The sequence below is a fragment of the Aliigemmobacter aestuarii genome, from assembly GCF_004799285.1.
GTDB classification, from domain to species: Bacteria; Pseudomonadota; Alphaproteobacteria; order Rhodobacterales; family Rhodobacteraceae; genus Aliigemmobacter; species Aliigemmobacter aestuarii.
In genome coordinates, this window is the sequence record NZ_SSND01000001.1 from 431,849 (window position 1) to 455,223 (window position 23,375).

The following is a 23,375-nucleotide window of genomic DNA, read 5'->3' on the forward strand; positions in this document are numbered from 1 at the left end:
GCCTGAAAGATCTGTGCTAGACCCATGCAATGAAACCGAATTTCGCGCTGAACCTCACCCATGAAAGCATCGGCCTGCTGCATCGCAGTGGCCGTGGCTGGACCGAGATCGGGGTTGCCGAGCTTGACGCGCCCGATCTGGGGGAAGCGCTGACCTACTTGCGCCGCTCGGCGCTTGGTCTGTCGCCGTCGGGTTTTGCGACCAAGCTGATCATCCCGAACAGCCAGATCCTGTATGACCGGGTTCACGCCCCCGGCCCTGATGACGACAGCCGCCGCGCCCAGATTGCCCGTGCGCTTGAAGGGCGCACGCCCTACCGGGTCGAGGAACTGGCCTTCGACTGGTGGGGGGAAGGCGACGAGGTGGAGGTTGCCGTCGTCGCAAAGGAAACGCTGGCCGAGGCGGAACAGTTCGCCCAGCAATACAAGTTCAACCCCGTTTCCTTCGTGGCGATCCCGGACGGGCAGGACTTTGCCGGCGAGCCTTTCTTTGGCACCACGAAATCGGCCGATCAGCCGGTGGAACGCGACGAGGCGCCGGTCACGATCCTGCATCGCGAACCCGCGCAGCCGGACCCGGTTCCGGAGCCCGAGCCCCTGCCTGCGCCGGAACCGGAACCGCTGCCCGGGCCGGAACCCCTGCCAGCGCCGATGCCGGAGCCGGAACCCGTGCCCGGCCCCGAGCCGGAGCCCGAGGACGAGCCGCTTCCCGAACCCGAGGTCGTGCCCGAGGAAGAGCCCGAGCTTGAGCCCGAGCTTGAACCCGACGCGCCGTATGAAATCCCCTTTCCGGATGACGATGACCTGCGGCCCGAGGCGCCGGTCGAGGTGCCGCTTGACCCAGGCATCCACGAGATGCCGCCGATGGTCGACCCCGACCTGCCGCCGCTCACGATGGAAGACGAGGCGCCTGTCGCGCTTGACATCGTCGATGACCTTGAGGCCGAAGCCGCGCTGGCCCGCGCGCTGGACACCACGACGCCGGTCCTGACGGCACGGGCGGCGCGCGTCAGCCTTGCCCCCTTCGGTGCCAGCGAAGCCGGAGGCGGCGAGGACGCCAGCGCGACCGCCGGATCAGCCCAGAAGGCCGCCGCAACCGAAGGCGAGACGGCCGCACAGCCAGAGGCCCCCACCTTCGCCAGCCGCCGCCGCCCGGAACCGCTGCGCGCCACGCGCGAAGGCCCCGCGCCTGCCCCGAAACAACCTGCCCCGAAACCGCCCGCCCGGAAAGAGCCGACGGGAAAAGAGCTGGCGGGGAAAGAACCGGAAGCCGCCCCCGCTGCGCGCGCGAAGGAAACCGCCGGCAAGGCTGCCAAGGCCGCTGGACAGTTCGGGGCTGCCACCGCGAAATCGGCGGGCAAGGCGTTGTCGGCCCTCGTCACCGCCCCGGGAATTCCGGGGCTGAAGCCTGCCAAGACCGCTGCGCCCGCGGCAAAGCCGAAGGCAAAGCCCCCCGCCGCGCGGACCCGCGCCGCCGAAGCCGCACCGGGCCTTTCCCCCGATGTGGCGGAAAAGGCGCTGGCGCGGTTCAATCGGGCGCCGACCCGTGGCAAGCCGCGTTATCTGGGCCTGATCCTGACCGGCGTGCTGCTTCTGGTGTTGGCGATCATCGCCGCCTGGTCGTCGATCTATCTCGCCTCATCCTCGGACAGCGATGGCGCGACCGATACGGCGCTTGCGACGGCCGAACAGGCCGAACCGCAGACACCCGCGACCGATGCACCCGACACGGCGCTTGCCGCAGCCGACACGGCACCGGCGATCGACGACGAGGCGCTCGCCGATGGCCAGGACCCCGAAGCGATGTCGATCGCCGAGGCCGAGGCCGACGGCCAGTTGCCCGAGGATGTGACGGCGGGGCCTGCGGAGACCGCGCTTTCCGATGCGCCGCCCGCCGATGCCGCCTCGGGGGCCGGTGCCGGGGCCGAGATGCCCGCGGCCGCCGCACAGGATGCCGGCACGGCGGCGCAGGGCGAAATCGTGCTGTCGTCGATGGATACGCCACCGCAGCCGCTCGATCCGCTGGCCTTGCCCAGCCCGGACGCCGCCTCGGACGCGCCGCCCGCCGCGCAGGCCCCGCCACCGCCGTTCGGCACGCTTTACGAATTCGACGCCGAGGGCCGGATCAAGCCGACGCCCGAAGGTGTGGTGACGCCCGATGGCGTGCTTCTGGTTGCCGGTCGCCCGCCGCTGGCCCCGCCTGCCCGCCCCGTGGTCGAGGTCGCGCCAGAAACCGCGCCTGAAGCAGCCCCTGAAACCGCGGTCGAGGCCGCCTTGCCCCCCGCCGATGCGCCCGCCGAACCGGGGGACAATGCCGCAACGACCGAGGGCGCCCTAACGGCGAGTGCGGAACCCACCGGCGCCGATGTCTTTCAGGCCGATCCGGCGCTGGCCGGTTTCCGCCCGCTTGGGCGCCCTGCGGCGCTGGTGCCGCCGACCGAAGCACCGGCTGACACCACCGGCGAAGCACCGGCCGACGGAACTGCCGATCCGGCTGCCGATCCTTCGGCCGAAACCTCTGCCGAGGGTGGCGAGGATGCCAATCTGGCGATCCCCGAGGACGCCCGCTTTGCCAGTCTTCGTCCCCGCCTGAGGCCCGCCGCCGTGGTCGCCGCCGCAGAGGAGGCGCGCAAGGCCGAAGACGCCCGCAAGGCGACCGAAGCCGCTTCGATTGCCGCAGCGGCCGCCGCCGCCGCCGAAGCCGCCGTGGCCGATGAACTTGCCGCGGAAGAGGCACGGCTTGCCAGTGCCAGCCCGCTGGCCGTGCAGGTATCGCGCCGCCCGGCCGCGCGCCCGAACGATCTGTCGCGCGCCGTGCAGGCAGCGGCCGCCGCCGCCGTCCGTGCCGTGCCCACCGAACCCGCGCCGCCCCCCGCCCCGGAACCGGAACCGGCGCCCACGCAGCGCGCCGCGGTCCGCACACCATCGCCCCCCGATGCGCCGACGGTCTTTTCCGCGCCCGAGGCCGATGACGAACCCGAGGTTTCCGCCTCGGCCAGCCGCGGCAGCGCGCCCAAGGGCGTGGTCGCCAAGAACGCGACCTTCGTGAACGCGATCAACCTGTCGAAACTGAACCTGATCGGCGTCTATGGAACGCAGTCCAAGCGCTACGCGCTGATCCGCGAAAGCAACGGACGCTACAAGAAGATCAAGGTGGGCGACCGTCTGGACGGCGGCCGCGTGGCCGCCATCACCGCCAGCGAGGTGCGCTATCAGAAGGGCGGCAGGATGCTGGTTCTGGCAATGCCAAAGGGCTGACCCGCAAGGGGAAACACCCCAAAAAAACACCCCGAAAAACAACCCGCAAAACAACTGGGCAAACGCCCCGGCAAACGGAAACGGGCGACGAACCTGTGGCCCGCCGCCCGCCCCTCCTCCCCAGTCGGACTCCCCCACTCCGACTCTCCCCAGTCGGACTCACCAGTCGGGTTCTTATTCCGCGACAAGCACGCCGCGTTCGATCTGGTCTCGCTCGATAGACTCGAACAGGGCCTTGAAGTTGCCCTCGCCAAAGCCATCATCGCCCTTGCGCTGGATGAACTCGAAAAAGATCGGGCCGATCACCGTCTTTGAAAAGATCTGCAGGAGGATGCGCGTTTCGCCGCCGTCCACCACGCCCTCGCCATCGATCAGGATGCCATGCCTGGCCATCCGGTCCAGCGGTTCCTCGTGGCCCTGGACGCGGTCGCGGCTGGCCTCGTAATAGGCCATCGGCGGCTTGGGCATGAAGCGCAGGCCGCGCGCGGCGATCTCGTCGGTGGCGGCGTAGATGTCGTCGGTGCCAACCGCGATGTGCTGAATGCCCTCGCCATTGTAGCGCTTGAGGTATTCCTCGATCTGCCCGGTTTCGCCGCGATCCTCGTTGATCGGGATGCGGATGCGCCCGCAGGGCGAGGTCAACGCGCGGCTGTGCAGGCCGGTGTACTTGCCTTCGATGTCGAAGAACCGGATCTGACGGAAGCCGAAGAGACGACCGTAGAAGTCGAACCACCTGTCCATGTTGCCCCGGTGGACGTTGTGGGTGAGGTGGTCGAGGTAATGGAACCCGACACCCGCGGGCTTGGGCGCGGCGTGAAAGTCGAATTCCTCACGATAGGGATTCTGGTCCGGGCCGTAGCGGTCGATGAAATAGATCAGCGATCCGCCGATCCCCAGGATCGCAGGCGCGTCGATGGTCTTGGGGCCGGTGTATTCCTCGGCCCCGTGCGCGACGGCGTGGGACAGAGCATGAGCGGCATCGACCACGCGCCAGCCCATCGAGGGCGCGCAGGGGCCGTGCTGTTCCACGAAATCGCGGCCATGCGTGCCCGGCTCGTCGTTCAGGACATAGGTGATGTCGCCCTGCTGCCAAAGCTCGATCGCGCGGGCCTTGTGACGGGCCACGCATTCATAGCCCATGCGGGTGAACAGCGCCCGCAGGGTTTCGGGTTCGGGATGGGCGAACTCGACGAATTCGAACCCGTCGGTCCCGGCCGGATTGGCGGGGCTGATCGTCGCCTTCGGGGCGGAATGGGGGAACGGTCCCATGGGGATCTCCTGTGCGCGTGATGATCCGAGTTTACCGCGAAACCGATGCCGGTTTTGCGCATTCTGGGATCATTTCCCTTTCCATTCTGTCGACTTCCCGCATCATGTAATCAAATCATGCAGGATTCCCGCAATGCTTGACCCGACCGATTCCCGCCTGCTGGCCGAGGTACAGAAGAACGCGTTGCTGACCGCGCAGGAACTGGGCGAACGGCTTAACCTTTCGGCAAGCCAGGCGGGGCGCCGCCGCCAGCGGCTTGAGGCCGAAGGCTACATCCGTGGCTATGCCGCCCGGCTGGACGCTGAAAGGATCGGGCTTTCGGTGCAAGCCTTCATTCAGGTGCAGATGGCCACGCACGCGCCGGAAGCCGCGCGCAGCTTTGTCACGCTGGTGTCGACCCGGCCCGAGATCATCAGCGCCTGGACCCTGACCGGCGAGGCAGATTACCTGTTGCGGGTCTATTGCGCCGACCTGCCGGCGCTGAACCGCCTGATCCATCAGGAAATCCTGCCGCACCCGGCGGTGGCGCGGGTGCAAAGCCAGATCGTGATGGACCAGATGAAGACGGACGCCGCCTTGCCGACGTGAGGCGCGCGACAGCCGGGCGATGCCTCAGCCGTCGCTGACGCCCGCCTCGGCAAAGGTCGCCATGCCGGAATGGCAGGCGATGGCCCCCTTCAGCACGCCGATCGCCAGCGCCGCGCCCGACGCTTCGCCAAGGCGCAGCCCGAGGTTCAGCAGCGGCTCCTTGCCCAGACGGGCCAGAAGACGGGCATGGGCGCCCTCGGCGCTCTGGTGGCCCGCGACCGCGTGATCAAGCGCGCCGGGGGCGGTTTCAGCCAGGACCGCAGCCGCAGCGCAGGCGATGAACCCGTCCAGGATCACCGGGATGCGTTCCGCCCGCGCCCGCGCCATCGCGCCGGCCATCGCCGCCACCTCGCGGCCGCCAAGGCGCGCGAGGGTCTGCAAGGGTGCCGCCGGGGCATGACGGGCCACGCCTTCGGCCACGACCTGCGTCTTCACGGCCAGCCCCCGGTCATCGACGCCGGTACCGCGGCCCGTCCAGTCCGCAGCTTCGCCGCCGTAAAGCGCCATCGCGATCGCCGCGGCCGAGGTGGTGTTGCCGATCCCCATCTCGCCCACGACCAGAAGATCGGCCGCCGGATCGACGGCGGCCCATCCGGCGGCCAGCGCGGCCACGCAGTCGGCCTCGGTCATCGCGGGGGCGGCGGTGAAATCCGCGGTCGGGCGGTCAAGTTCAAGCGCGTGCACGTCCATCCGCGCACCGAAGGCACGGGCGAGCTGGTTGATCGCGGCCCCGCCCGCGCGGAAATTGGCGACCATCTGCACCGTCACCTCGGCCGGAAAGGCAGACACGCCACGCGCGGTCACCCCGTGATTGCCGGCAAAGACGATGACCTGCGGCGCTTCCAGTCGGGGACGCCCGGTGCCACGCCAGCCCGCATACCAGATCGCCAGATCCTCGAGCCGGCCAAGCGCGCCCGGCGGCTTCGTCAACTGGCCATTGCGCGCCTCTGCGTCCGTGCGGGCCGCCTGATCGGGGCCGGGCATCGACCCCAGCAGCGTTTCGAATTCGGCAAGCGTCGCAAAGGGGGCGGACATCGGTTGATCCTTCGTTGATCCTTGTCGCCGCCTTGGCTATCCGAAGCAAAGGGCTGGCGCCAGTATGGAAAGGGCATCTGATGGCCGAATACGACATCGCGGACAGGTTGACGCAGGGCCTGCGCGGGGCGGTGATGCTGCTGACGCGCCTGCCCCTGCCCGCCAGTCCGCGCCCGCCTGCCGGCCCTTCGGCCGCATGGGCCTGGCCCCTTGCCGGGATAATCGTGGCGGGCCTCGCCGCCGTTGCGGCTGCGGTCGCGCTATGGGCCGGGGTGCCTGCGGGCCCGGCGGCGGCGCTGGCGCTGGCGGTGCAGATCATGGCCACCGGCGCGATGCACGAGGACGGGCTGGCCGATACGGCGGACGGGTTCTGGGGTGGCTGGACCCGCGAGCGGCGGCTGGAGATCATGAAGGACAGCCGGATCGGCAGCTACGGCGTTCTGGCACTGGTGATCGTGGGGTTGATGCGCTGGTCGGCGCTGGCCCATGCCTTTGATGCGGGCTGGGTCGTGGCCCCCCTGATCGCCTCGGCGGCGCTGTCGCGGGTGCCAATGGCGGCACTGATGGCGGGGCTGCCGAACGCGCGCGGCACCGGCCTGTCGCAAAGCCTTGGGCGTCCTTCGGGTGCGGTGGCGGCAAAAGCGGCGGGGGTGGCGACGCTTGCGGCGCTGGCCTTTGCCGGATGGGGCGCCGTGCCGATGGCGCTGGCCGTGGCCGCCGTCGCGCTGGCCGTGGCGGCCCTCGCGCGGGCCAAGATCGGCGGGCAGACGGGCGACGTTCTGGGGGCGGCGCAACAGCTGGCCGAAGCCGCCAGCCTCGCCGTCTTCTGCGCGCTGATCTGACGGATGCGAAAAGGCCGCGCCCGATCGGCGCGGCCCTTCCGTTCGACAGTCCCGAGGGGCAATCAGGCGGCGCGGCTCAGCAGCACGTCATCGACCTTCTTCTGCGCGCCCGCCTCGTCCACGCCGGACACGGCGGCCACCTCGCGCGTCAGCCGTTCCAGCGCCGCTTCGTAAAGCTGGCGTTCGGAATAGGACTGTTCGCGCTGGTCATCGGTGCGGTGCAGGTCGCGCACCACCTCGGCGATGGCCATCAGGTCGCCCGAGTTGATCTTCTGTTCGTATTCCTGGGCCCGGCGCGACCACATGGCGCGCTTGACCTTGGCCTTGCCCTTCAGCGTGTCCAGCGCCTTGGAAACCAGTTCCGGCGTCGACAGCTGGCGCATCCCGATCTCGGTCGCCTTGTGGGTGGGCACGCGGAGCGTCATCTTGTCCTTCTCGAAGGAGATGACGAACAGCTCCAGCCGGATACCGGCGATTTCCTGTTCTTCGATCGACATGATCTTTCCCACGCCATGGGCGGGGTAGACGACGAACTCGTCAGGACGAAATTCGGGCTTCTTGGACTTGGTCATTCAGGTCGCTTCCTCACAGAGCCGGACCCCATTCACGACAAAGGACCGACCGGGAAGGGTATCCCCGGCGTCACGGACCGAAAGTCGCAAGCAATACCGTCTCAGGCGAGCAGTCCTGAGCCGGGATCAGGCATCCATCATGTTTGTTTGTAACAAGTGTATATCACAAAAAACGCATGATTCCAACTGTGGCCATCCGGGTGATTCCACGTTGCGGCGCCTGAAAACACACAGTTTCCCATCACGTTGACGCAAGGTCAGGCCAGCCATGCAGGGAATCGATTCGCCCCGTGACCCGGCTTGCGACCGGTCGGGGATCGCGGCGGACGGTCAGTCGCCCGAGCCGGGCGCTTCCGAGAAATACTTCTCGCGCTTGTTCTTTTCGCCGTCGCGTTCCTCGTAGCCGGGCATCGGGTCCTTCTTGGTGGTGATGACCGGCCACATCTCGGCATACTTGCGGTTGAACTCGACCCATTCCTCCATGCTCGGCTCGGTGTCCGGGCGGATCGCATCGGCGGGGCATTCCGGTTCGCAGACGCCGCAGTCGATGCATTCATCCGGATGGATGACCAGCATGTTCTCGCCTTCATAGAAGCAGTCGACCGGGCACACCTCGACGCAGTCGGTGTATTTGCAGGCGATGCAGTTGTCGATCACGACATAGGTCATGGCGAACCTCCGAATTCCGGTCGCCGCCTTGCTAGCCGAACCCCAAAGATCATTCAAGCGGGGAAGGTGCCGCAGCCGGCGCGTCCAGATCAAGGTAAAGCGATTGTGCTTCGGACGCGGGGCCGCGCCGGCCGGGCAACCCGGTGACACGGATCAGACGCACCCTCCCGCCCTGCGGAAAGGTCAGGGTGTCGCCCGCACCCACCGCCTGCGCGGGTTTCGCAACCCGCTGGCCGTTCAGGCGCAGATGCCCTGCCGCGACGAGATCGGTGGCAAGGCCGCGCGTCTTGAAAAAGCGCGCCTGCCAAAGCCATTTGTCGATCCGCATGGTCGGGCGCGGGCCCGGGGCGCCGCCCCGGTCCGTCGCATCATCCCCGGGACGAAGGCGCCCCACCCCGCGCGCTTACAGCTTGCCCTTGAGCGCAAGAAGCGCGGCAAAGGGGTTGTCGGGATCGACCGGCTTTTCCTTGCGCGGCGGGCGGGCCTCGAAGGCGCGGCCCTTGTCGGCCTGACGGTCGTGGCCGCCCCGGCCTTCTCCCCGGCCTTCCGGCTTGCCGCCCTTGTGGCGCGGCTTGCCGCCGTGCTTGCCTTCACCGCGACCTTCGGGCTTGCCTTCACCGCGGCCGCCACCGGCGGGGCGGCGCGCGCCTTCGCCTGCGGCATCGCCGCCGGGCGCGGCCTCGCGACGGCCCCTGCCCTGCTGCCCTTGCGGGCCACGCTCGCGCCGGTCGCCGCCTTCGCGGCGCGGTCCGCGCGGACGCGGCGCCCAGGTGAAGGTATAGAACGCCTCCATCTCGGGCGCGGCGGCTTCCGCGCCCTCTTCTGCCGCCGGTTCCGGCGGCGGCGGCGGGTTCAGCACGTGGTCATCCTCGGTCAGAGGTGCCGAGGACACCGGCGCCTCGGGCGCAGGCACGGGTTCGGCTGCCTTGGCCTTCACCCGTTCCCCCTTTTCGCCCTTGTATCCAAGCCCGCCCATCAGGTCGGCGAACTGGTCCAGCGTCATCCCGGTGATCGACAGCATGTCGGCCGTCGCCTCGAACCCGGCGCGGCTGTCCTTCTGGCGCAGGATGTCGGCCAGCCGTTCCAGCATGTCGATCCGGATCGCGCGCGACCCGGCCGGGTAATAGCCCGAAAGCGTGTAATGAATGCGCGGCACCATTTCCAGGTTCGGAATCGTGACAAGACCGGGCGGCGGGCTTTCGGGGAACTCGGCCAGCCCTTCCTTCAGCGACCACAGCACCAGACGCAGGCGCGTGGGCGCGGGCTTCAGAAGCGCGGGCAGGAAGATCGTGTACTGCCCGAAGCGCACACCATGCTTGCGCAGAGCGCCGCGCGCGTCCTGGTCCAGCGCCTTGACCTCGTCGGCCACGCCATCGCGCGGCAGGACACCCAGCCCTTCGACCAGACGGAAGGCAAAGCCGCGGGCAAGGCCGGTCAGGGTTTCGTCGCGGCTCATCGCCAGAAGCGGTTCGAACTGCGCGGCCACCTTGCGGTCGATGAAATGCTGAAGGCGGCGGCGGACCTTTTCGGCCACGTCGCCCCCGGCCTCGTCGTCGACGAAGGCCTCGACCTGCGGCTTCATCACATCGGCCCCGGCCACCAGCTTGCCCACCGCGGTCGAGCCCCACATCAGCCCGCCCTGTTCGGTGAAATCCATCTCGGTGTCGGGCGCGTTGTAGAAGCGGTCGGCACGCAGATAGAACTCGGGGCGCAGCGCCTCGTATGCCGCCTGCCGCATCACCTTCGCCTCGTCGGGCGACTTGCTTTCGTCCTGACGGAACCGGAAGCCTTCCAGACGGCCGACGAATTCGCCTTCGACCGTCACTTCGCCCTTGTCATTCACCTCGGCCACGAGGGTCTCCTTCTGTTTCAACCGGCGCATCAGCACGGATGTGCGCCGGTCAACGAATGCCTGGGTCAGACGGGCGTGCAGCGCGTCCGACAGTCGGTCTTCTACAGCGCGCGTTTCGTCGCGCCAATGGCTTTCGTCTTCGACCCAGCCCTTGCGTTGCGCCACATAGGTCCAGGTGCGGATATAGGCCAGCCGTTTCGACAGCGCGTCGATGTCGCCTTCGGTCCGGTCGATTCGCTGCACCGCCTTCGCCAGCCAGTCCGACGGCACCCGGCCATCAGCCAGAAATCCGAAGATCCGCGTCAGAAGCGTGGTGTGTTCGGCCGACGAGATGCCCCGGAAATCGGGCACCCGGCAGACGTCCCACAAAAGCCGCACCGCCTGCGGACCGGTCAGGCGGGCGCGCACCTCGGGCAGGTCGGACAGGACCTTGACCGCCTGAAGGTCGTCTGCCTCGCGCGAGCGCGTCAGCCATTCGTTGTCGGTGGGCGCCTCAAGGGACGCGATCAGCCGTTCGGACGAACCGAAATCCAGATCGGGGTTGCGCCAGTGCAGCTTGCGCACGGGGGCAAAGCGGTGTTCCTCGATCGCCTCGATCACATCCGCGTCCAGTGCCCCCGCCTCGCCCGTGACGCCGAAGGTACCGGGTTCGGTGTGCCGTCCGGCGCGGCCCGCGATCTGGCCCAGTTCATGGGGAAACAGCGGACGGATGCGGCGACCGTCGAATTTCGACGTGCCGGAAAAGGCCACATGGCGGATATCAAGGTTCAACCCCATGCCGATGGCATCGGTGGCCACCAGATAATCCACATCGCCATTCTGGTAGAGTTCGACCTGCGCGTTGCGGGTGCGGGGGGAAAGCGCGCCCATCACCACCGCGCAGCCGCCCTTCTGGCGACGGATCAGTTCCGCGATGGCATAGACGTCGCTGACCGAAAAGCCGACGATGGCCGACCGCGTTGGCATCCGGCTGATCTTTTTCGATCCGGCCCAGGACAGGGTGGAAAACCGGTCGCGGCGCAGGAATTGCGCGCCCGGCACCAGTGCGGCGATGGCCCCGCGCATGCTGTCGGATCCCATGAACATGGTCTCCAGCAGTCCCCGCGCCCGCAACAGGCGGTCGGTGAACACATGTCCGCGTTCGGGGTCGGCACAAAGCTGGATCTCGTCCACGCCCACGAAATCGGCGCCGATCTCCATCGGCATCGCCTCGACGGTGCAGATCCAGTATTGCGTGCGTTCCGGGACGATCCGTTCCTCGCCAGTGACCAGCGCCACCACCGAGGGGCCGCGCTGCGCCACGATCCGGTCATAGACCTCGCGCGCCAGAAGCCGCAGCGGAAAGCCCATCACCCCCGTCCGGTGCGCCAGCATCCGGTCGATGGCGTAATGGGTCTTGCCCGTGTTCGTCGGCCCGAGGACCGCCGTAACCCGCCCTTTCGACATCGCTGACTGCCTTCAGTTCAGAGGTCCTGCCCGGTTTCGGCCTTTTCAAGCCGTTCGAGCGCCTCTTTTACCCCCTCGAGATGGGGATGTATAGCAAGTGCCGCCTGATAGACGGCGCGGGCCTGTTCGGTCTGACCGGCTTCTTCGAGGATCATCCCGAAGCCGGCCATCGCCCCGAAATGGCGCGGGTTGAGCGCCAGCACCTGCCGGATGTCCGCGACCGAGGGGCCATGCAGACCGGCCTGGAAATAGGCCGTGGCGCGCGCGTTCCAGCCTTCGGCAAAGCCCGGCGCATGGTCGATCAGCGCGGTCAGGTGTTCGATGGCGGCTTGCGGGTCGCCCTGTTCCATCGCCTTGCGGCCACGTTCCAGCAAAAGGTCGAAGGCGGGCGACCCCGACCGCGACCATTCGCGCCAGATCTCGCGCTCGATGCGCTTGGCCTCTGCGGCCTCGGCGGTCTTCAGCGTTTCGTAAAGGGCGTCAAGCGCCCCCGCCTCCGGTCCGGCGCCTGCAGAAGATGGGGGATCCTGCGGGGCATTCTGCGGGGCGTCCTGCGGGGCCTCCTGCGCGTTCGCAGGCAGGCAGGCGGCGAAAATCAGCCAGACTGCCGCAACGATACGATTGAGAATTGGCCCGCGCGCTTCCATAACTGCAAATGTAGCAACAGGGCGGGGAAAATCCATATCCCGCCAGTCAAGAAATCGGGACCGAGGAGAACCCCATGAGCGATGTCATCACCGCAGCCGTCCAGAAACTGTCCGAAAAGGTTTCGCGCTTCGACGGCGTGGCCAAGTTCGTCATTCCCGGCGAAGGCGCGATCATGCTGGATGGCCAGGGCGTGCGGGCAGGCGACGAAGAGGCCGACGTGACCCTGACCGCCGAGGCCGAGGTGTTCCAGGCGATCCTCGCGGGCGAGATGAACCCGACGATGGCCTTCATGACCGGCAAGCTGAAGGTCGACGGCAGCATGGGCCTTGCGATGCAGTTGGGCGGCGTCCTGGGGTGACGCTGCCGCCCCCCGCCCCCCTTCACGCCGATCTGGCCGAAGGGCCGGACGGGGGACGCGCCTTCTGGCTGACCGCGCGGGATGGCGTGCGGATCCGCGCGGCGCATTGGCCGGGGGGAACGAAAGGCACCGTCCTGATGTTCCCCGGCCGCACCGAATATGTCGAGAAATACGGGCGCGCCGCCGCCGACATGGCCGCGCGCGGCTATCAGACGCTGGCAATCGACTGGCGCGGCCAGGGGCTTGCGCAGCGCGCGCTTCCCGATCCGATGACGGGCCATGTCGGGCATTTCGACGAATACCAGCGCGACATCGCCGCGCTGATGGACATGGCCGAGGCGCTGGACCTGCCCCGGCCGTTCCACCTTCTGGCCCATTCGATGGGCGGCTGCATCGGCCTTCGCGCTCTGATGAACGGGTTGCCCGTCGCCTCGGCCGTTTTTTCCGCGCCGATGTGGGGTATCCTGCTGTCGGCCTCGGCCCGGCCCGCGGCGATGGCGCTGTCGTCCTTGTCGCGCTTCGTGGGGATGGCGAATCGCTATGCCCCCAGCACCGGGCCTGCCTCTTATGTGGCCGATGCGCCCTTTGCCGGGAACGTCTTGACCACCGACCCCGAGATGTTCGCCTGGATGAAGCGGCAGGTCACCGAACACTCGGAACTGTCGCTTGGCGGGCCGTCGCTTGGCTGGCTGCACGCGGCGCTGAGGGAATGTGCGCGGCTCGCGATGCTGCCCTCGCCCGGGATACCCACGATCTGCGCGCTTGGCACGGCGGAAAAGGTCGTGGACCCGGCCCCGATCCATCTGCGCATGGCGGCCTGGCCAAAGGGACGGCTGGACCTTTATCCGGGCGCCGAACATGAGGTCATCATGGAAGGCCCCGAGGTGCGGAAACTCTTCTTCGACCGCGCGGCAGAGCTTTTTGCCGCCTCGACGCCTCAGAAGGCCTGAAGAAGCCGTGTCGTCTCCGGGTCCAGAAAGCCCGCCACGGTCGCGTCCGTCTCCAGCGCCAGCGCGCGGTGGATGTCGGGCAGGGCGGCGGCGTTCAGCACCCGCTTCATCGCCCTGACCGACAGGGGCGGCAGCGCAGCCAGCCGTTCCGCCGTGGCCCGCGCGGTCGCCATCAGATCGGCATCGGGCACCACCTTCCACGCCACGCCCATCTCCAGCAACGCCGCCGCCGCATAGCGTTCGCCAAAGAACAGCATCTCGCGCGCGCGGTTCAGCCCCACCAGCGCGGGCAACAGCGTGGTTACCGCCCCGGTCACGAACAGGTTGAGCGAGACCTCGGGGAAGAACCCCCGCGCACTTTCGGCCCAGATCGGGAAATCGCAGTTGATTGCCCATTCGAACCCGCCGCCCACGGCCCAGCCGTTGATCGCCCCCACCACCGGCTTCGGCCCCAGGACGATGGCATGGGTCGCGCGCTGGATCGCGGTGACCAGATCGCGCGCCTCGGCCTCGCCTTCCGGGTGGACATGTTCGCGCCGGTCATCGCCCGCGCAAAAGGCATTGCCCGCCCCGGTCAGGATGATCGCCCGCGTCGCCGGATCGGCGTTGGCATCGCCAAAGGCGCGCGCCAGATCGTCGATCAGCGCCCGGTTCATCGCGTTCAGGCTGCCGGGACGGTTCAGCGTGATGGTCCGCACGCCGCCTTGGCCCAGTTCCGACAGGACGGTGTCATAAGTGAACCCAGCCATCTCAATACTCCCTCAGCACGCGTTTCGTCTTGCCCTCGGTGCGCGGCAGGCTGCCTGCAGGCAACAGCTCGACCGTGGCAGAGGCGCCCAGCTTCGACTTGATCGCCGCCGCGACGCGTGCGGCCAACCCCTCGGGCGCGGGGCCGGGCCGGGCCAGTTCAGCCAGGACGGGCAGCCTGTCCCATGGCGGGGGCGATGTCAGCCTGATCCGGTAATCGCCCGAAAGTTCGGGGAATTCGTTGATGACCGCCGCCACCATCGTGGGAAACATGTTCAACCCGCGCACCACCACCATGTCATCGGACCGCCCCACCACGCGGAACCGGAACCCGGTGCAGCCGCAGGCGCAGGCGCAGGGATCGGTCGCCTCGATAGCGATGATGTCGCCGGTCCGAAACCGCACGAGCGGCTGGCAATCGCGGATCAGATGGGTCAGCACCAGTTCGCCCCGCGCGCCCGCCTGCAAGGGGATGGGCTCGGTCGTGTCGGGGTCGATCAGCTCGGGCCACAGGACATCAGCAGCCACGAAGTGCAGCGCCGTGTCATGGGCGCATTCCGAGCCGAAGTTGGAAAACACATCCGACACGCCGTAATTGGCGTTGCGCGCCTGCATCCCCCATGTCTCCATCATCCGGGCGCGGAAGGCGGGGTCGTCCACCCCCGGCTCGCCCCCGAAAAGACCCAGCTTCAACCCCAGATCGCGCGGGGCCAGACCGGGGAAATGATCGCGGATCACCTGTTCCAGCACGGCCGGATAGGACGGTGTGCAGGAAATCGCGTCGATCCCCACCTCGCGGATGGTCCGCACCAGAAGCTCGGTGCCGCCCACGCCGAAGGGCACGACCAGCGCGCCGGTTTCCTCAAGCGTCAGATGGTCGGTCACACCCCCCATCCACATCTGATAGTTGAGGCAATGCACGACGGTATGATCGGGCGACAGACCGGCCAGCGCATGACAGCGCCCGCCCACGATCTGCGTGATTCGGCTGTCGCGCGCCGACATGGCAAGGTTCATCGCCTGCCCCGTCGTGCCCGAGGTCCGGTGCAACCTGTTCGCCTGCGCGCGCGGCGCGGCCAGATAATCGCCGAAGGGCGGATGCACGGCCTGCGACAGCCGCAACTGCGCCTTGTCCGACAAGGGCAGCGCGGCCAGATCCTCCAGCCGCACAGGTGGTGCCTTCCCTTGCCAGAGCGCACGGTAGAAGGCCGAGTTCCCGGCCACATGGTCGCGCTGCGCCGCCCATGCGGCAGCCTGATGCGCGGCCAGCGCACCGGCCCCCATGCGTTCCGCGCCCGGTATCGCCATCATCCCTGCATCCCCCGTTCCCAGATGAGGTTGAGCGTCTCGAGAACCGCGTGCCGGTCACCCGACACTGCGGCAAGCCCCTGATCCTGTGTCAGGAAAAGCGCCGACAGATACATGTCGACCATCCCGCCAAGCGCGTAGGCACGCCGGGTCAACTCGTCCGTCGGCGGCGCGCCGGGGCGGCGGGCGGCCGCGGCAACGATCCGTTCGATCCAGTCCCGGTTGAGGCGCTGGAATGCCTCCCGCGCCGCAGGAAACCCCGCGCCGCCATGGATCAGACAGCGCATCAGCCCGGCATTGGCACGAAACAGGTCGAAATAGGCCGCCGTCGCCCCCGCCGCGGCCCCGCCGGCGTTTGACGCCGCGCGCATCCGCTCTTGCAGGAAGGTGACGAAACCATCCAGCAGATGGTCCAGCAGGGCCGCCCGGTCACGGAAATAGATGTAGAACGTCCCCGTCGAGATCCCGGCGGCACCGCAGATCTCGAGGATCTGCAACTCCTGCGGCTCCATCCTGTCCAGCAGGCCGCAGGCCGCGGCGGCGATCTGCGCCTCGGTCCGGCGGCCCTTGGGCTGCCCCTGGGCCTGACGGATCAGATGATCGGCAAAACGGTGCGATAGGGTTTCGTGCGCGTTCATTTAATGAAAATGAATCCATTTTCATTTTTATGCAAGCCCTGAATGCCGAAAAAAAGGGGGCGCTGCCCCCTGCGCCTTTCGTGCCGAAAGGCTACCCCCGGGGTATTTCGATCAGGTTGAAACGTATTTTAATCAAATTGTCCTTCAACCTGACGGAAATACCCTCGGGGGGTGAATTTGGCGAAGCCAAAGAGGGGGGCAGACAGCCCCCCTGCCCGGGGTACCCCCTGCCCGGTCCATGCCGGGATCACAGCCTGATCTTGGTGAACCCGTCTCGCAAGGCCTGGCTCCAGGCTTCGCTCATGGCGCGGAAGCCCTCGTCCCCGGCCTCGATCCGGCGGGCCTGGGTCACGCGGCAGGCGTCGCGTTCGATCACCGCGAGGTCAAGCGGCATGCCCACCGACAGGTTCGACCGCAGCGTCGAGTCCATCGACAGAAGGACGGCCTTCTGCGCGTCTGCCAGCGAGGTTTCGGGCCGCACCACCCGGTCGAGGATCGGCTTGCCGTATTTGTGTTCGCCGATCTGCAGGAACGGGGTATCCTCGGTCGCCTCGATGAAATTACCCTCGGGGTAGATCAGGAACAGCCGCATCGCGCCGCCCTTGCGCTGGCCCGCGACGATCAGGCTGGCCGAGGCGTGCTGGCGCATGGTCGACAGCTTCTCGTCCACATCCGCCCGCACCGAGGCCAGCATGTTGCCGACGATCTCAGCCACCTTCAAAAGCGTGGGCGCCAGCATGATCGAGGTCTCGCCGCTGGCGTCGCCGTCCTCGACCGCCTCGCGCAGGCGGGCGATGGTGGTCTGCGTCACCGACAGGCTGCCTGCTGTCATGATCGCGATGACCCGTTCGCCCGGTTCCTCGAACACGAACATCTTGCGATAGGTGGAAATATTGTCGAGCCCCGCGTTCGTGCGGGTGTCCGACAGCAGCACCATTCCCTCGTTCAGCAACAGGCCCACGCAGTAGGTCATGACCGGCTTCCCCCAGATTCCGCGCCGAACCCTATTGATCCGCCGCCAGAACCGCAACTGCGACATCCAGCGCCTCTGCCCCCGGACCGCGTGCGATGCCACGGATCGGTGCCGCGTCCCGTGCATCATGGCCCGAGCCAAGTCGGATATAGCGTTCATCCGGACAGCAGCGATTGGCCGGGTCAAAGCCGATCCAGCCAAGCCCCGCGACAAAGACCTCGGTCCAGGCATGGGCCGCCTCGTGCGGGGTACCGTCGGCGGCCGCGAACAGGTAGCCCGAGACATAGCGCGCGGGCAGGCCGTTCAGCCGTGCGACCGAGATCATGGCATGGGCATGGTCCTGGCAGACGCCTTCGCCCAGGGCCAGCGCCTCGGCGGCGGTGGTGTGGGCATGCGTGACGCCCGGACGATAGGCGATGGCGTCGGCCACGGCCGCGGACAGCGCATGGGCCGTGGCCAGCGCGTCGCCCTGCCCCGCCCCCCTCGTCGCAAGCTCACGCAGCGACACATCGGGCGCGGTCGGCGCCGTGTCGCGCAGATAGACCTCGGGCGGGATGCTTTCCTTGTGGCCCCGCAGGACGCCCGCTAGATCGCGGGTTTCCACACGGCCCGAAACGGTGACTACGATCTCGGACACCGGGCCGGACACGGAATAGCCCTGCACCCAGTCCCCCGCCCCGTCGCGAAAACGTCCTCCCGGCTGGCCGTCGGTGACGCTGACCTGCCAGTCAAGGACGGTCTGGCCGTCGAACTGCGAGGGCGTCAGGCGGTGGCTCTGCACCACGCCGCGCACCGGCGCGTCATAGGTATAGCGGGTGACATGATCGACGGTCAGCAGCATCAGCGCACATCCCCCGACAGGTAACATTCGTGGATCGTCCGCCCCAGATCGGCCGCCTCGCGGATGAAGCGCGACAGGAATTCGTGCAGCCCCTCGTCAAAGATCTGGTCCACGGTGACGGATTCCAGCGCGGCCTGAAGGGCTGCTGCCCTGTCCTGCGCCTCGGTCGTGCGGCGATAGGCCTTGGCCAGCCGGCCCAGGTGGTTGTTCATCCCCGCAACACAGGTGATCAGCGACCGGGGGCATTGCGGGTTGAGGATCAGGAAATCGGCGATCTTTCCCGCCGTCACCTCGCCGCCATAGGCCCAGTGGAAGGCGCGATGCGCGCTCATTGCGCGCAGAAGCGTTGCCCATTGGTAGTTGTCCAGCCCCGACCCCACGAAATCGACCCGCGGCAAGAGGACATAGTATTTCACGTCCATCAGGCGGGCGGTGGAGTCGCCGCGTTCCAGATAGTAGCCGAGGTTGAGAAAGTTGAACCCGTCGTTGCGCAGAAGCGTGGCATCGATCGCGCCACGCACCATCGCGGCATGGCGCATCGTCCATTCGGTCAGGCGCGACAGGTCCAGTTCGCTGCGCGGCATCCGTTCCAGCTGCCGCAGTTCCTGGAAGGCGGTGTTCAGCGCGTCCCAGACCTGTGTCGTGAGCGCCGTGCGCACGATCCGCCCGTTTTCCCGTGCGCGGACGATGCAGGCGGCCACGGACGAGGGATTGTCATGGTCGAAGAACAGGTAGCTTTCGATGTTGCGCTGCACCGCCTCGCCATACTTGCGGGCAAAGCCCTCGGCGGTGCCGGTGGCCTGCAACAGGCTGTCCCATTCGCTGCGATAGCCATGGACCGACGGGATAAGCGAGATCCGGCTGCCCACTTCCAGCAGCCGCGCGGCGGTTTCGGCCCGTTCCATATAGCGGGCGATCCAGAACAGGTTGTCTGCGGTCCGGCTCAGCATCGCGTCACTCCGCCAATACCCAGGTGTCCTTGACGCCCCCGCCCTGCGACGAGTTCACGACAAGGCTGCCTTCGGTCAGCGCCACACGGGTCAGCCCGCCCGGCACCAGTTCGATCGTTTCGCCCACAAGGCAGTAGGGCCGCAGGTCCACATGCCGCGGGGCGATGCCTTCGTTCACGAAGGTCGGCGTGGTTGACAGCGCCAGCGTGGGCTGCGCGATGTAGTTGCCCGGATCGGCCACGATCCGCGCGCGGAAGGCCTCGACCTGTTCGGCGGTGGATTTCGGCCCCACCAGCATGCCGTAGCCGCCCGATCCGTGCACCTCTTTCACCACCAGCTCGGCCAGATGGTCCAGCACGTATTTCAGGTCATCGGACTTGCCGCATTGCCAGGTGGGCACGTTCTGCAGGATCGGCTCCTCCCCCAGATAGAAGCGCACCATTTCCGGCACGTAGGTGTAGACCGCCTTGTCATCGGCCACGCCCGCGCCGGGGGCGGAACAGATGCTGACGCCCCCCGAACGGTAGACATCCATCAGCCCCGGCACGCCCAGCATGCTGTCGGGGCGAAAGCAGAGCGGGTCGATGAAGGCATCGTCGATCCGGCGATAGATGACGTCCACGCGCTTTGGTCCCTCGGTCGTGCGCATGAAGACGAATTCGCCCTCGACGAAGAGGTCCTGCCCTTCCACAAGTTCCACGCCCATCAGGTCGGCCAGGAAGGAATGTTCGTAATAGGCGCTGTTGAAATGGCCCGGTGTCAGGATCACGACGGTGGGATCGTGATCGCATTTCGCGGGTGCGACGCTTGCCAGCGTGTGCCTGAGCCGTCCGGAATAGCCGTCCACCGGCAGGATGCGGTTTTCCCGGAACAGGTCGGGGAACATCCGCATCATGATCTCGCGGTTTTCCAGCATGTAGCTGACGCCCGAGGGCGTGCGGCAGTTGTCTTCCAGAACGAAGAATTCGTCCGGGCCGGTGCGGACAAGGTCGATGCCCACGATATGCGAATAGACGCCCTTGGGGGGCAGGAACCCCGTTACCGCCTTTTCATAGGCCTCGTTCTGATAGACGAGACGCGAGGGGATGCGGCCTGCGCGCACGATCTCGCCCCGGCCATAGACATCGGCCAGAAAGGCATTGAGCGCCCGCGCCCGCTGCTTGATCCCGCGTTCAAGTCGCGTCCATTCGGCATTGGAAAAGACGCGCGGGAACATGTCGAAGGGGATCAGCCGGTCGGGATCGCCGCCCTCGCCATAGACGGCGAAGGTGATGCCGATGCGGCGGAACAGGGCCTCGGCCTCGGCCTGCTTCATCTGCCGCAGTTCGGCAGGCATCGCGCGCGTCCAGTCTTCAAGCCTGCGGTAGGGCGCGCGCACCGCGCCATTCTCGAACATCTCGTTGAAATAGGTGGTCACGCTGGCCCTCTGCCCTGTCACGGTCCGCACGGCTTCTGCCCCGATGTTAAGCAACTCCTTGGCCCCGAAGAAAGGGATTGGCGCGCCGGGCAGGCCGGAAAGGGGGGATTTCGACCGCAAAACCGGCAAATGCCGAAAATTTGTGCAAATTTCTCCACCTCCGGTCCTGAAGGCTGGCCGCCACCAGCCGGATGGACGGCGAACCCGGCCGCAAGGACGCTGCAAGAACACGGGCCGGTTGCGGGCCGATTGCGGGCTGTCCGGCGCCACGGCCCGCGCTATCATCCGCCCATGGGCCAAACACCCCTTCTGACCTTCACCGACCGGGGCATCCATTGCCCCGCAGGCGATTTCTACATCGACCCGTGGCGGCCCGTCGCCCGCGCGGTGATCACGCATGCCCATTCCGATCACGCCCGCCCGGGCCACGGCGCTTATCTGGCCACCCCCGGCACGGCGACCGTCATGCGCCACAGGCTGGGCCCGATCCGGGTGGATTGCGCGGGTTATGGCGAGGCCGTCACGATCAACGGCGTGACGGTATCCTTCCATCCGGCGGGCCATGTGCCGGGGTCGGCGCAGGTCCGCGTGGAACATGGGGGCGAGGTCTGGGTCGTGTCGGGCGACTACAAGACCGCGCCCGATGGCCTGTCGGAACCTTTCGAGCCGATCCGCTGCCATGCCTTCATTTCGGAATGCACCTTTGGCCTGCCCGTCTTTCGATGGGAGCCCAATACCCTTGTCATGGCACGCATCAACCGGTGGTGGGCGGAAAACGCCGCCGCGGGGCGTGTTTCGGTGATTGGGGCCTATGCGCTTGGCAAGGCGCAACGGGTGCTTGCCGGGCTGGACCCGTCGATCGGGCCGATCGTGGCCCACGGCGCGGTCGAAGCGGTGAATGTTGCGCTGCGCGGCGTGGGATATGCCCTGCCCCCGACGGCCCGCCTTGCCGACACAACGGGCGCCGACCTGCGCCGCGCGCTGGTCCTCGCGCCCCCGGGCGCGGTCGGCAGCACATGGGCGCGGCGGCTTGGCGAGATGGCCGAGGCCAGCGCCTCGGGCTGGATGGCGATCCGCGGCATCCGGCGCCGGCGCGGTCTGGGCACGGGCTTTGTCATCTCGGACCATGCCGATTTCGTGGGGCTGACCGACGCGATCCGCGCCACCGGGGCGGACCGTGTCTTTGTCACCCACGGCTATACCGGCCCGTTCCGGCGCTGGCTGGAAGACCAGGGATATCAGGCAGGCGTGGTCGAGACCGAGTTCGCGGGCGAAGAGGCTGATGTGGGGGCGGATCAGGGCCCGGATCAGGCGGGCGATCACGCCCTGCCGACCGAACCGGACGCGGAAGGCGGGGCCATTCGGGAATGAAACGCCTTGCCGCCCTATTCGCCGTGCTGGACGGCACAACGAAGACATCCGCCAAGCTTTCCGCGCTGACGGCCCATTTCCGCGCCGCACCCGAGGCCGACATCCTCTGGACCGTGGCACTTCTGTCCGGACGCAGGCCGCGCCGTGCGGTCACGACAACCGAACTTCGCACCTGGGCGGCCGAGGCCGCGGGCCTGCCCGACTGGCTGTTCGAGGAAAGCTATGCCGTGGTCGGCGATCTGGCGGAAACCATCGCCCTTGTCCTGCCCCCGCCTTCCGCGACCGCGGCCAGCGCGGGTTTGGCCGAAACGATGGCCTCGCTTTCTGACCTCGCCCATCAGCCGCCCGAGGCGCGCAAGGCCGCGATCCTTGCCGCATGGGCCACCATGCCCGCCGACGAACGCTTCCTGTTCAACAAGCTGATCACCGGCGGCTTCCGGATGGGGGTGGCGCAGGGGCTGATGACGCGCGCGCTGGCCGAAGCCACGGGTCAGGACGCGGCGGCGGTCGCACACCGGCTGATGGGCGACTGGACACCGGTCGCGATCACGCTTGCGGACCTGCTGGCGCCAACCGCCGGCGGCGGGTCGCGCCCCTATCCCTTCGCGCTGGCCTCGGGGCTGGAGGCCGCGCCCGACAGCCTGGGCGATCCGGCGGACTGGCGGGCGGAATGGAAATGGGATGGCATCCGGGGCCAGATCGTCGCCCGTCCGGGGGCCTTCGCGGTCTGGTCGCGGGGCGAGGAACTGATCACCGATCGCTTCCCCGAATTCGCCCCCCTTGCCCGCGCCCTGCCCCCCGGTACGGTGCTGGACGGCGAGATCCTTGCCTGGGGCGAAGGCGCGGCGCCCCTGCCCTTCGCCGCCCTGCAACGCCGGATCGGGCGCAAGAGCGTGCCGCGCAAGGTGCTGGCCGAGGCACCGGCGCGGTTTCTGGCCTATGACCTGATGGAGGCCGACGGGCGCGACATCCGCGCCGTGCCCTTCGCGGAACGGCGCGACCGGCTTGAGGCGCTGGTCGCGGGTCTGCCGCCGGGCGTGCCGATTGCGGTCTCGCCGCTGGTGGCGCTGACCGGATGGGAGACGCTCGCCCGGACCCGCGAAGCGGCGCGGGACAGGGGCGCCGAGGGGCTGATGCTGAAACGCGCGGCCAGCCCCTATTTCACCGGACGGCGGCGCGGCGACTGGTGGAAATGGAAGCTCGACCCCTACACGGTCGATGCGGTGATGATCTATGCTCAGGCGGGCCACGGGCGGCGCGCGGCGCTTTACACCGATTTCACCTTCGCGATCCGCGCGGGCAACGATCTTCTGCCCTTCGCCAAGGCCTATTCCGGGCTGACGGACGCCGAATTCGCCGAGGTCACACGCTGGGTCAAGGCCCATACGCTGGAACGCTTCGGCCCGGTGCGCCGGGTGGTGCCCGAACTGGTCTTCGAACTGGCCTTCGAGGGCATTCAGGAAAGCCCGCGCCACAAATCGGGGATCGCGCTGCGCTTCCCGCGCATCCTGCGCTGGCGCCGGGACAAGACAGTGGCCGAGATCGACACGTTGGACAGCCTGCGCGCCCTGCTGCCCCCGCGGGCGGAACGATAAGCGCGCAAGGGGGGGGTGTCTGCCCCCTGCGACGGCAGGAACCCAGCG

21 protein-coding genes are annotated in these 23,375 nt (G+C 67.8%); 7 read left to right on the forward strand and 14 right to left on the reverse strand.

Annotated features, from left to right (window positions below; all coding sequences use genetic code 11):
* Positions 1-29: 29 nt before the first annotated feature.
* The gene (locus E7811_RS01995; protein WP_136392919.1) at positions 30-3,257 is read left to right on the forward strand and encodes a pilus assembly protein PilP; all 3,228 of its coding nucleotides are present in this window, start codon (positions 30-32) and stop codon (positions 3,255-3,257) included.
* 174 nt (positions 3,258-3,431) lie between these two features.
* Here the strand turns inward: E7811_RS01995 and hppD are convergent, their stop codons facing one another.
* Entirely contained in the window at positions 3,432-4,526 is a 1,095-nt protein-coding gene (gene hppD / locus E7811_RS02000) for a 4-hydroxyphenylpyruvate dioxygenase (protein ID WP_136392920.1), read from the reverse strand.
* Between the two features lie 133 nt (positions 4,527-4,659).
* On the opposite strand from hppD, the gene E7811_RS02005 reads away from it, so the two are divergent.
* A complete protein-coding gene (locus E7811_RS02005) occupies positions 4,660-5,115 on the forward strand; it encodes an Lrp/AsnC family transcriptional regulator (protein WP_136392921.1) in 456 nt (151 codons plus the stop codon).
* A gap of 24 nt (positions 5,116-5,139) precedes the next feature.
* Here E7811_RS02005 and cobT read toward each other — a convergent pair whose 3' ends face one another.
* On the reverse strand, positions 5,140-6,150 hold the full coding sequence (gene cobT / locus E7811_RS02010) for a nicotinate-nucleotide--dimethylbenzimidazole phosphoribosyltransferase (RefSeq protein ID WP_136392922.1): 1,011 nt from the start codon (positions 6,148-6,150) through the stop codon (positions 5,140-5,142).
* A gap of 95 nt (positions 6,151-6,245) precedes the next feature.
* Between cobT and cobS the strand changes: the two genes are divergently transcribed.
* Entirely contained in the window at positions 6,246-6,992 is a 747-nt protein-coding gene (gene cobS, locus E7811_RS02015; RefSeq protein ID WP_136394185.1) for an adenosylcobinamide-GDP ribazoletransferase, read from the forward strand.
* Positions 6,993-7,054: 62 nt separating this feature from the next.
* Here cobS and E7811_RS02020 read toward each other — a convergent pair whose 3' ends face one another.
* From E7811_RS02020 to E7811_RS02040, 5 genes are all read right to left on the reverse strand, one after another.
* The gene (locus E7811_RS02020; RefSeq protein ID WP_136392923.1) at positions 7,055-7,564 is read right to left on the reverse strand and encodes a CarD family transcriptional regulator; all 510 of its coding nucleotides are present in this window, start codon (positions 7,562-7,564) and stop codon (positions 7,055-7,057) included.
* Positions 7,565-7,894: 330 nt separating this feature from the next.
* Positions 7,895-8,233, reverse strand: coding sequence for a ferredoxin FdxA (gene fdxA / locus E7811_RS02025; RefSeq protein ID WP_136392924.1), 339 nt, complete (start codon positions 8,231-8,233; stop codon positions 7,895-7,897).
* A gap of 49 nt (positions 8,234-8,282) precedes the next feature.
* Complete coding sequence (locus E7811_RS02030) at positions 8,283-8,561, reverse strand: RNA-binding S4 domain-containing protein (protein WP_136392925.1); 279 nt, start codon at positions 8,559-8,561, stop codon at positions 8,283-8,285.
* Between the two features lie 75 nt (positions 8,562-8,636).
* Positions 8,637-11,531 (reverse strand): helicase-related protein, encoded by a 2,895-nt coding sequence (locus E7811_RS02035; protein ID WP_246020159.1) that lies wholly within the window; start codon positions 11,529-11,531, stop codon positions 8,637-8,639.
* A gap of 17 nt (positions 11,532-11,548) precedes the next feature.
* Positions 11,549-12,178 (reverse strand): tetratricopeptide repeat protein, encoded by a 630-nt coding sequence (locus E7811_RS02040; RefSeq protein ID WP_136392926.1) that lies wholly within the window; start codon positions 12,176-12,178, stop codon positions 11,549-11,551.
* A gap of 74 nt (positions 12,179-12,252) precedes the next feature.
* Between E7811_RS02040 and E7811_RS02045 the strand changes: the two genes are divergently transcribed.
* Positions 12,253-12,537 carry an SCP2 sterol-binding domain-containing protein gene (locus E7811_RS02045; RefSeq protein WP_136392927.1) on the forward strand — a complete coding sequence of 95 codons (285 nt, stop codon included), beginning with the start codon at positions 12,253-12,255 and terminating at the stop codon, positions 12,535-12,537.
* The gene (locus tag E7811_RS02050; protein WP_136392928.1) at positions 12,534-13,487 is read left to right on the forward strand and encodes an alpha/beta hydrolase; all 954 of its coding nucleotides are present in this window, start codon (positions 12,534-12,536) and stop codon (positions 13,485-13,487) included. The genes E7811_RS02045 and E7811_RS02050 overlap by 4 nt, the downstream gene beginning before the upstream one ends.
* On the opposite strand, the gene E7811_RS02055 is transcribed toward E7811_RS02050, so the two are convergent.
* From E7811_RS02055 to E7811_RS02085, 7 genes are all read right to left on the reverse strand, one after another.
* The gene (locus E7811_RS02055; protein ID WP_136392929.1) at positions 13,475-14,236 is read right to left on the reverse strand and encodes an enoyl-CoA hydratase/isomerase family protein; all 762 of its coding nucleotides are present in this window, start codon (positions 14,234-14,236) and stop codon (positions 13,475-13,477) included. The genes E7811_RS02050 and E7811_RS02055 overlap by 13 nt on opposite strands.
* Position 14,237: 1 nt before the next feature.
* A complete protein-coding gene (locus E7811_RS02060; protein WP_136392930.1) occupies positions 14,238-15,545 on the reverse strand; it encodes a phenylacetate--CoA ligase family protein in 1,308 nt (435 codons plus the stop codon).
* A complete protein-coding gene (locus tag E7811_RS02065) occupies positions 15,542-16,180 on the reverse strand; it encodes a TetR/AcrR family transcriptional regulator (protein ID WP_136392931.1) in 639 nt (212 codons plus the stop codon). Before E7811_RS02065 ends, E7811_RS02060 begins: the two co-directional genes overlap by 4 nt.
* A 247-nt stretch (positions 16,181-16,427) precedes the next feature.
* On the reverse strand, positions 16,428-17,153 hold the full coding sequence (locus tag E7811_RS02070; protein WP_136392932.1) for a proteasome-type protease: 726 nt from the start codon (positions 17,151-17,153) through the stop codon (positions 16,428-16,430).
* Positions 17,154-17,184: 31 nt separating this feature from the next.
* Complete coding sequence (locus E7811_RS02075; RefSeq protein ID WP_136392933.1) at positions 17,185-17,994, reverse strand: transglutaminase family protein; 810 nt, start codon at positions 17,992-17,994, stop codon at positions 17,185-17,187.
* Positions 17,994-18,944 carry an alpha-E domain-containing protein gene (locus tag E7811_RS02080; RefSeq protein WP_136392934.1) on the reverse strand — a complete coding sequence of 317 codons (951 nt, stop codon included), beginning with the start codon at positions 18,942-18,944 and terminating at the stop codon, positions 17,994-17,996. Before E7811_RS02080 ends, E7811_RS02075 begins: the two co-directional genes overlap by 1 nt.
* Before the next feature lie 4 nt (positions 18,945-18,948).
* The gene (locus tag E7811_RS02085) at positions 18,949-20,340 is read right to left on the reverse strand and encodes a circularly permuted type 2 ATP-grasp protein (protein ID WP_168732960.1); all 1,392 of its coding nucleotides are present in this window, start codon (positions 20,338-20,340) and stop codon (positions 18,949-18,951) included.
* A 312-nt stretch (positions 20,341-20,652) separates the two neighbouring features.
* Here E7811_RS02085 and E7811_RS02090 point away from each other — a divergent pair, with 312 nt between their 5' ends.
* The gene (locus E7811_RS02090) at positions 20,653-21,732 is read left to right on the forward strand and encodes a ligase-associated DNA damage response exonuclease (protein WP_136392935.1); all 1,080 of its coding nucleotides are present in this window, start codon (positions 20,653-20,655) and stop codon (positions 21,730-21,732) included.
* Complete coding sequence (locus E7811_RS02095; protein ID WP_136392936.1) at positions 21,729-23,327, forward strand: ATP-dependent DNA ligase; 1,599 nt, start codon at positions 21,729-21,731, stop codon at positions 23,325-23,327. Before E7811_RS02090 ends, E7811_RS02095 begins: the two co-directional genes overlap by 4 nt.
* The last annotated feature ends 48 nt before the right edge of the window (positions 23,328-23,375 follow it).

Bases quoted from the DNA above. Each gene is read 5' to 3' on its own strand.
- E7811_RS02040 (WP_136392926.1), bottom strand. From the start codon at position 12,178: ATGGAAGCGCGCGGGCCAATTCTCAATCGTATCGTTGCGGCAGTCTGG.
- fdxA (WP_136392924.1), bottom strand. From the start codon at position 8,233: ATGACCTATGTCGTGATCGACAACTGCATCGCCTGCAAATACACCGAC.
- E7811_RS02085 (WP_168732960.1), bottom strand. From the start codon at position 20,340: ATGTTCGAGAATGGCGCGGTGCGCGCGCCCTACCGCAGGCTTGAAGAC.
- E7811_RS01995 (WP_136392919.1), top strand. From the start codon at position 30: ATGAAACCGAATTTCGCGCTGAACCTCACCCATGAAAGCATCGGCCTG.
- E7811_RS02065 (WP_136392931.1), bottom strand. From the start codon at position 16,180: ATGAACGCGCACGAAACCCTATCGCACCGTTTTGCCGATCATCTGATC.
- cobT (WP_136392922.1), bottom strand. From the start codon at position 6,150: ATGTCCGCCCCCTTTGCGACGCTTGCCGAATTCGAAACGCTGCTGGGG.
- E7811_RS02075 (WP_136392933.1), bottom strand. From the start codon at position 17,994: ATGCTGCTGACCGTCGATCATGTCACCCGCTATACCTATGACGCGCCG.
- E7811_RS02005 (WP_136392921.1), top strand. From the start codon at position 4,660: ATGCTTGACCCGACCGATTCCCGCCTGCTGGCCGAGGTACAGAAGAAC.
- E7811_RS02030 (WP_136392925.1), bottom strand. From the start codon at position 8,561: ATGCGGATCGACAAATGGCTTTGGCAGGCGCGCTTTTTCAAGACGCGC.
- E7811_RS02070 (WP_136392932.1), bottom strand. From the start codon at position 17,153: ATGACCTACTGCGTGGGCCTGTTGCTGAACGAGGGAATGGTGCTGCTG.
- hppD (WP_136392920.1), bottom strand. From the start codon at position 4,526: ATGGGACCGTTCCCCCATTCCGCCCCGAAGGCGACGATCAGCCCCGCC.
- E7811_RS02020 (WP_136392923.1), bottom strand. From the start codon at position 7,564: ATGACCAAGTCCAAGAAGCCCGAATTTCGTCCTGACGAGTTCGTCGTC.
- E7811_RS02035 (WP_246020159.1), bottom strand. From the start codon at position 11,531: ATGTCGAAAGGGCGGGTTACGGCGGTCCTCGGGCCGACGAACACGGGC.
- E7811_RS02055 (WP_136392929.1), bottom strand. From the start codon at position 14,236: ATGGCTGGGTTCACTTATGACACCGTCCTGTCGGAACTGGGCCAAGGC.
- E7811_RS02095 (WP_136392936.1), top strand. From the start codon at position 21,729: ATGAAACGCCTTGCCGCCCTATTCGCCGTGCTGGACGGCACAACGAAG.
- E7811_RS02090 (WP_136392935.1), top strand. From the start codon at position 20,653: ATGGGCCAAACACCCCTTCTGACCTTCACCGACCGGGGCATCCATTGC.
- E7811_RS02045 (WP_136392927.1), top strand. From the start codon at position 12,253: ATGAGCGATGTCATCACCGCAGCCGTCCAGAAACTGTCCGAAAAGGTT.
- E7811_RS02060 (WP_136392930.1), bottom strand. From the start codon at position 15,545: ATGATGGCGATACCGGGCGCGGAACGCATGGGGGCCGGTGCGCTGGCC.
- E7811_RS02080 (WP_136392934.1), bottom strand. From the start codon at position 18,944: ATGCTGAGCCGGACCGCAGACAACCTGTTCTGGATCGCCCGCTATATG.